Source organism: Bradyrhizobium manausense (genome assembly GCF_001440035.1).
GTDB lineage: Bacteria > Pseudomonadota > Alphaproteobacteria > Rhizobiales > Xanthobacteraceae > Bradyrhizobium > Bradyrhizobium manausense.
In genome coordinates, this window is the sequence record NZ_LJYG01000112.1 from 504783 (window position 1) to 512230 (window position 7448).

The following is a 7448-nucleotide window of genomic DNA, read 5'->3' on the forward strand; positions in this document are numbered from 1 at the left end:
CTGGCCCTGGGCGCGATGACCTCGCTCCAGGCGCTGGTGGCGCTGGCCCTGTTTGCGCCGGGCGTGGTCGCGCCGCGCGCCCATATCGAGGTCTGGCAACTCTCGCTGTTCTCCTGCGCGGTTTTCACCATCGGCATTCCCGCCTCGTTCTGGGGTGGCGGCCTTATTGCCCGGATGGGCTCGCTCCGGATCGCAAGCCTCTGTGCGGTGGCGATCGTGATCAGCATGGCGCTGGCCGCGTTCGGCACGACGGCCGCCCTGCTCGCCGCAGGCCTCTGTCTCGGCCTCGCGTTCGGACCGGAGACGCCGGCCAGCGCAGCGCTGCTGGCGCGGCTCGTGACCACCGAACGCCGCGCCTTCGTGTTCTCGGTGCGCCAGACGGGTAACCAGATCGGCGCCGTCTGCGGCTCGCTGGCGCTGCCAGCGGTCGCGGTCTCGCTGGGACCGGCCTGGTGCTATGCGGCGGTCGGCGCCTGCGCGCTGATTGCGATCCTGCTGTATGAGTGGCTGCGGCCGGCCTATGCCGGCAAGGNCCCCGCCGCCAGAACTCGATCTCCGCGGGCGACTGGCACTGGTCACGTCAGACCGGCGGATCGCGACGCTGGCGCTGGCCTCGATGCCATTCAGCGCGATGCAGGTGTCGCTCAACACGGTTTTCGTCACGCTCGGCACGCGCGAGCTTGGCCTCAACCATATTGAGGCGGGCATGGCGCTGGCCTGCGCGCAGGCCAGCGGCCTCATCGGCCGTCTCGGCTGGGGCTTTGTCGCGATGCGCCTCAACGCCTCCCGCGCGGTACTCGTCGTTATCGGCCTCGGCATGGCCTTCTGCGCCGCGCTGCTCGGCCTCGACGGCGCCTCGCTTGGCCGTACCGGACAGTTCGCCATTGCTGCCCTGTTCGGCCTGACGGCGTCGGGCTGGAACGGCGTTTTCGTTGCCGAGATTGCCCGCCTCGCCCCGCAGGACAGGGTCGGCGAGACCACTGGAGCGGTTCTGACTGCATCCTATGCGGGCCTGCTGGCCGCGCCGGCCGTGGTCTCGATCCTGGACGGCGCTGCCAGTCTCGGCGCGGCCTTCTTCGCCTTGGCGGGCCTTGCGCTGTGCGGCACATTGGCTCTGATCTGGGGAGATCACGGCAAAGCAGGTCAATAGCGCGCGCCACGCGCGTCGTATCGGCGTCTTGCGGCGCTGACCACGTCCCGCTAATGCGCCGTTCGTCTCCCCCCGGTATTCGCTTTGCGTGTCGCGCTTCGCTTGCCGGAGCCCTTCGCACCCGCGCCCTTCTTGCGTCCGCCAGCAGCCGACGCGGCCATCGCCGGTTTGGCTTTCTGCCAATCGGAGAGGAAGATGGTCTCGAAGTACTTGGCGATGCCCGCATGTTCGAGGATGACGCCGGCATCGCGATTGGTCTGGACGCCGGACGGCGAAAAATTCTGGCTGCTGACCACGGCGATCTGGGAGTCGATCACGAAGCCCTTGTTGTGCACGTCAGGCTGCAGGCTGATATTCGCCGTCAGGTCGACGCCAGTCGTTTTCATCTTTTCGACCCATGGCAGCCCCCATCGGGCACTCTCGATCAGCCTGACCTTCTTGCCTTCCGCGATCTTGTTCGCGATTGCCAGGAGCAGCTGCTCGTACACGCTTCCGTCTCCCTTGGACGACTCGATGTATTGAAGCTGGATGTCGATCGACGTCTTGGCGTTCTCGATCAGATTCATGATGTTCGTGAGATATTGCGGGTGACCATTGGGCAGCAGGTCAGGTGTCAACAACGGCGTGATCGCAAGCGCGCTGTTGGCGAAGGTCTTGGCCGCAACCGGCTTCTTCTTCGCTTGCGCGGGCGTGATGGGCGGCGGATTCGCGTGCGCCGCCTTCTTGGCGCGGGCGTCCGCAATCGTTGTTTCGAAGGCAACCGCATTCGGGGCTTGATGCAGGATGGCCTGCCCGTAATCGTAGTTCAGGTAATAGGCAAAGAGCTGCGCAAGAGCCTTGTCCTCGATGATGACGTGCCAGTCGCGATCTTCAGTCACCGGCCGCGGCCGGGCTGGATTCGGCTCATTGCTGTTGTTCAGGTTGCCGCTCGACAGCCAGAACCGCTGGTCGTCCTGGACGATCACCTTGATATGGTAAGCAAAGGGAAACATGAACGCGGTCACAAACGGGTCCTTGTCGTTCAGGGCCCAGGCGATCTTGGCACGGCCCCCGAGGCCCGCCCTGAGATCCTGCACGGTCGCCGAATCGAGCTGGTCACGCGTCTCGTTGGGTGCAGGGTCATCGAGAACCATCTGCAACGTCTTTTGACCCGTGAGGTCAGCCAGGAAATCGGCGAGCAGGGATCCGGAGGTGAAGTCATACATCCCCACCACAAGTGAATGCTGTGTCGCGGTCAGAAACTTTGACAGGGTCACGTAGCCTGCATCCGGGCTCACCGCCACAGTGATCGTGGTGTTGAGCTGGCGTCGATCGAGCGCGGGAGCCCCGGCCGGCGGTGAATATTGCAGCGCTTGCTTGGTCGCGTGCGCGGAGATCGCTTCATGGATGGCCGGTTGCGTCGTCCTGGACAGCGCGAACGCCGTCTGCGTGTCGCTGGCGGGATCGTCGAGCAGCTTTCCACTCGGCATTTCGCGCTCCAGCGGCCAGGTCGGTGCTTTTTCCTCCGGCCGGGCGTGGAGTTCGCTCAGGACCGCGGCCGCGGGGTCGACGACGCGGAGACGTTGATGCGCGCTGGCCTCGCGCACGTCGACGGGGAATTTTCCGAGTTTCGTCGGCAGTAGATCGCCACGGGCGATATCCGCCGGGCTCTTCTTGGTATGCACAGTTACGACGATAGCTTGCTTGCCGGTCAACTGATTACCCGCGATCTCGAAGCCGGGCCGGACGGTCAGCACACCCGGCTTGCGCAACTTTGCCAGGTTCTTCCGAATGGTTTGATCGATCTCCTGCGCCGCAAATCTACCGGTCGTCTTCATAGTGCACGTCCTCGCGAATGACTGAGCTGCGGCGTTGACCAACTTCCTTGAGCGCCAGAGATTTGATGCTCTCGGGGATACCCGAGAGCACAGCGAATTGATGATGCCGAGTGCTGGAAAGACCGCCTGTGCCCGAGCCGCACGCCTAACCCATTGGGTCGCCGGTGCGATCGTCCGTCTGAAGAGATTGAGTCTGGAAGCGCACAAAGAGGGCAACAATTTCCTGGCCGCTGTTGAAAGACAAGAACAGCGCTCCGTCGCCGTGAACCCGGTTGTCGCTCGCGAATTGCCCGCGATTGCCCTGCATCATGTGAATGTCATGAATCCCCCTCTCGGGTTGAAAGCCAAAATACTTATCGACCTGCCCCGCGTCCTCGAAAAATTCGCCAAAGGCCACCACCATGGCGCTTGGGTCCGCTTTCGCCCGTTCAATATTGGCATCGAGCAGGTTTTTGAGCGAAACGCCGCTGCCCGCCGGAGGAATCGGCTGCATCGCATCGATCGGGAAGAGATCGTCGCGTAGATAGTCGAGGCCCCCGGAGCCAGACGGGCCAGTCTGCAGCGCCTGAAAGCCGGGATCGCCGTTGAGATAGGGCGCGAGGTCCAACGTACCGGCTTGCTGGAATTGGTCGTCAAAATAAGCCAGCACCTCGCTCTGATCGACTGACCTGACATTGACGGCGATCCGATAGTCCCCCCCGCCATCCACCCTGATCTCGTAGTGGGGGGAAGCTCCATCCGGGCTCTCAAAGCCGTCCACGACTGAGCCGACCAGGACACCATAATGACGAACCGCGCCTGGCGGCTTCCTGCGCTTGTGGGGCATTGCAGCTCTCCGCTTCAGATGATGCAGTCAACGAACCAAATCGCAGACGTCCAGGACCTCAGCTGCCCGATCTAAGCTGCCTCTCGATCGAATCGGCCGCTCGAAGCGCCAGAGCTGCGACAGTCGACGTCGGATTGGCATTCGCCCCAGTCGGAAAGACGCTGCTGCCGACAACGAACAGGTTGGGGTGGTCAAATGCCCTGCATTCAGGATCCACGACAGCTTTCGTTCGATCCGTTCCCATCCGGGTCGTCCCCATGATGTGACCGGAGCCGAGGAACAGTTTGAAGGTCGGCTGGTCGTCCATCATGAAGCGATGCGTGACGCCAATATGATCGAAGACCTTGTTGTGGAACTGGATGATCTTGTGGAAGCAGCGCTCGACATAGCCGCCGTCATTGTCGAAGACTTTGTAGGCGATCTGCGGTCGCTCAAGACCGAGGTCGTCTTTCTTGTCAGCGGGCGCAAGGCTGACCCTGTTTTCGAGAATGGGCAGCTGCTCGCATGCGCTATTCAGCGTAATCTGGTGGGTCGCATGCTTTGCCAGCGTCTCCTTCAGCTTGGTCCCCGCGTAGCCGAAATCCCTCACGAGGTTGACGATACTTCCCGGCAGCCAATCGCCCTGCGCCGTCGAAGGAAACCGACCGCTGCCGCGCGGCCAGCTCGCGATGGTGGAGGCCCAGCCATCATTCTTGATCGAGCATTTGAAGGACGCGTAGACCTCACGGAATGCACCGTCGCGGAAACCCTCGATGTGCGAGGTGGTCTGCGGTCCCCTGTATGGAAAGACGGGCGCTTTCGCCAGCGCAAACGACTGCTTCATCGGATGATCCATGAGATAGCCGCCCAGGACCGGACCGCAGGAGCGCGCCGCATTCGAGCGCAACAGGATCATCGGATTTTCAATGCCGTGAGCCGCCAGCACAACGATGCGACCTGTCGCGTAACCTTCCGAGACGACGGCCCTCCTGCCGTTCTCCTCCGGCTTGGTCGAATCCTCCTGCCAGACCCAGTTCAAATAGTGGACGCCAACCACCCGCTTTCCTTCGCTGTCGAAATCGAGATTGCGAACGACAGCCTGCTTTCGCAGCGTTGCTCCGGCGCGAAGGGCTTTCTCGACATGAAACACCGCTTCATACCGAGCCTTGATCGGGCATAGCGGTACGCAAGACGTGCGGCCGTCGCAAACCGGGCGGCCGTCATACGGTTGCGAGTTGATCGCATGCGGAACGGGTGTCGGCCGCAGCGAGATCATTTCCCGCTTCATCGGCATGGGGGCCCCTTCGAGCCGCGCATCCATGTATTCTTCGTCAATAGCCTCTTTGAACTGCTGATCGACATAGCTCTGCGCAAGCGGAGGCATCGGGTAAGGCTTGCTCATCGGGTTGTGGAAGCGAGGTCTCCTGAAGTCGTCCATGCTTCCCGATACGCCCATCTCCTCCTCGGCCCGAACGTAGTAAGGCTCGATGTCTGAATAGCCGATGGGCCAATCCACGGCTTGCTTCACGTGATAGGTGCTGTTGAGCTTGAAATCAGTCGGCAGCATGCGGACATAGATCGCCTGCCAGTGCCAGGTCGTTCCTCCGACGATCCGCTCGTAGAAGCTCTTGAACATGTCGCCGGAATACTGCGGCGGATAATAGAGATAGTTCGACGTATCCGGCGCATTCGTATTGCGAGGATCCGGCTGCGTGGCAAGGATGTTGTCGCCGCAATACGGACTGTCCGTCGCCTTGGACGTCGAAGCCGCGTAGGCGGACAACAGCTCATAACGGCCAATCGATTCGCGTGCGACGCCGCCGGCTTCCAGGATCAGGACGCGAAGTTGCTTTCGCGCGAGCTGATTCGCGATGAGCGCGCCGCTCACCCCTGAGCCAACGATAATGACGTCGTATTCGGGTTGAGAAATCCTGGTCGCCATGCACTCCCCCTTCGCTCGGAAAATCTGCAGGCCGTTAATGCAATCGTGACTAGGCCAGACGAGGGGCCTTGGCCCAGTAATTTGGCTGGAAGGGCTTCATCGGCATCATCGGTGCATGCGCACCAATGACCTTCCAAATTATTCCTTGCTCGTATTGATCAGTCGTGCCGTAGACCCACGCGGGACCGACGGTCGTATTCAGGAAGAATGCGGACAGATACCAAAGATAGATCAGCTGCTCCGCAGCGGCCCGAATATCCTTGTTGTTCATGATGGCGTCCGCGGTGTCGGCATTCGCCGCAATCAGCTTGCGAACATCGATCGCTGGGACGTTTAATTTGGCGAATCGCACGAGATACTCGCGGCCGAGGCGACTTTCGTGCAGTGACGCAAGCGGCATGCCCGTGAGTGTTCGCGAGACCTTCATGAAATCGGCAAGCAGGTCGTCGAGATCGTCGCCGAGGGCCTGTTCAGGAGCCGAGACATGGCACTGGGCTTCGCCCTCCTCCCAGATGTTTGCCTGGACCGCCGGGGCGAGGAAAGCGTTTCCGGCCACCGCAAGGCCCGTGATCGCTACGCCTTGAAGCAGATGTCTTCGATCGATCGCAATGACAGAATGGCTGGAAGGTACGTCTGAAGCAGATCGGCTCATTGCAATGCCTCCGCCAAAACAGACTGGAAAATGAGAAAATCAATCCGCTTACGCAAGTTACTCTTGACAGGGTATTCAACGCAAGAGCGAGGTTCGCTCACTTGGCTTTTTTCATCGCCCACACGTTACACGGGTGAAGCCCGAGGTGCTAACGTCGACCACAACACACCATTCCTGTCGTTCCGATGGTGAAGTAGGCCACAGATTGGAGTGTATTTTTGACGTTCTGCCTCGCATGCACGCCGGCTCGAAAAGGCAAACTTCAACGCTCGGACGGATCTGATTCAAAGTTGATTTGGTTGATAGGACAGGCAGCGTGACCGATGCAATGCAAAGAGTTCAACCATTCGTTGCATTGGCAATGTCGGTCTTAGCGATGGGATGGCGGCTGGACGCTCGTTCTCGTCGCGTGTTCGCCTCAGCGAAATTCGGGTTGCGAGCTGCCGCCCAGCCAGATTGGACCGACGCATGAAGGCGCCCAAAACAGAGGTGCGGTGAGACGCGTGTAGCGGCACAGGATCTCAGCCGGCGAAGCACTCGAAAAGACCAGGACGGCGCATCTTCCCGCCCAAGTGCAACAAATGTGGCGGCAGGGGGCGAATCCCTGCCGAACTCCGGCTTGGGATGATCCCTCCCGCCAAGCCGCGCTTCCGGCCTTCCTGAGATCGAGAGATCACCTTCCTAGACGATGCCTGCCGAAGTCCCGCCCGCGCTGGGACGTTCGCTCGCCTTTCTCGCCCGGTAGCTGGACGCGCGATAGGCGGCAATTGGTGCGATAGCCCCGCCGGCCCGCATGCGGGCGACAGCAAGGAGCGGCGAGACATCGGTGGTGAAGGCACGTTTCAATTCGAGATGCGCGCCGAGCGCATCGTTCGCCTCCTGCGCCGCTTCAAGAGCGGCGCGATCGACGATCAGAGCCTGTGCATAGGCGCGCTGCAACTCGATTGCCGATTGCATCAGGCTCTCGATCGGATCGGTCACATTGTGCGACTGATCGATCATATAAGCGGGCGCCAAGCCTTCCACTTTGCGACGCTCGGCGTCGATCAGCTCGTTGAAAACAAGAAACAGCCGGAACGGCT

Annotated in this window: 6 protein-coding genes and 1 pseudogene; 2 read left to right on the forward strand and 5 right to left on the reverse strand. The window is 61.2% G+C overall.

Translation table 11 applies throughout. From position 1 onward, the window contains the following. Positions 1–15: 15 nt before the first annotated feature. Positions 16–532, forward strand: a 517-nt coding sequence (locus AOQ71_RS49330; protein ID WP_245317402.1) for an MFS transporter, incomplete at its 3' end; no start/stop codon positions are given. Positions 533–631: 99 nt separating this feature from the next. Continuing rightward, positions 632–1150, forward strand: a complete 519-nt coding sequence (locus AOQ71_RS49335) for an MFS transporter (protein ID WP_430648680.1) — start codon at positions 632–634, stop codon at positions 1148–1150. A 50-nt stretch (positions 1151–1200) separates the two neighbouring features. Here AOQ71_RS49335 and AOQ71_RS38970 read toward each other — a convergent pair whose 3' ends face one another. The 5 genes and pseudogenes from AOQ71_RS38970 to AOQ71_RS49340 form a co-directional block, all read right to left on the reverse strand. Further along, positions 1201–2967, reverse strand: a complete 1767-nt coding sequence (locus AOQ71_RS38970) for a phospholipase D-like domain-containing protein (RefSeq protein WP_057758588.1) — start codon at positions 2965–2967, stop codon at positions 1201–1203. Positions 2968–3112: 145 nt separating this feature from the next. Beyond that, on the reverse strand, positions 3113–3793 hold the full coding sequence (locus tag AOQ71_RS38975) for a DUF2278 family protein (protein WP_057758590.1): 681 nt from the start codon (positions 3791–3793) through the stop codon (positions 3113–3115). Between the two features lie 58 nt (positions 3794–3851). Then, complete coding sequence (locus tag AOQ71_RS38980; RefSeq protein WP_057758592.1) at positions 3852–5714, reverse strand: GMC family oxidoreductase; 1863 nt, start codon at positions 5712–5714, stop codon at positions 3852–3854. 49 nt (positions 5715–5763) lie between these two features. Continuing rightward, complete coding sequence (locus AOQ71_RS38985; RefSeq protein WP_157083798.1) at positions 5764–6366, reverse strand: hypothetical protein; 603 nt, start codon at positions 6364–6366, stop codon at positions 5764–5766. A gap of 681 nt (positions 6367–7047) precedes the next feature. Continuing rightward, a pseudogene (locus AOQ71_RS49340) lies at positions 7048–7448 on the reverse strand (sugar isomerase); the annotation flags it as partial.

Bases quoted from the DNA above. Each gene is read 5' to 3' on its own strand.
- AOQ71_RS38980 (WP_057758592.1), bottom strand. From the start codon at position 5,714: ATGGCGACCAGGATTTCTCAACCCGAATACGACGTCATTATCGTTGGC.
- AOQ71_RS38985 (WP_157083798.1), bottom strand. From the start codon at position 6,366: ATGAGCCGATCTGCTTCAGACGTACCTTCCAGCCATTCTGTCATTGCG.
- AOQ71_RS38975 (WP_057758590.1), bottom strand. From the start codon at position 3,793: ATGCCCCACAAGCGCAGGAAGCCGCCAGGCGCGGTTCGTCATTATGGT.
- AOQ71_RS38970 (WP_057758588.1), bottom strand. From the start codon at position 2,967: ATGAAGACGACCGGTAGATTTGCGGCGCAGGAGATCGATCAAACCATT.
- AOQ71_RS49335 (WP_430648680.1), top strand. From the start codon at position 632: ATGCAGGTGTCGCTCAACACGGTTTTCGTCACGCTCGGCACGCGCGAG.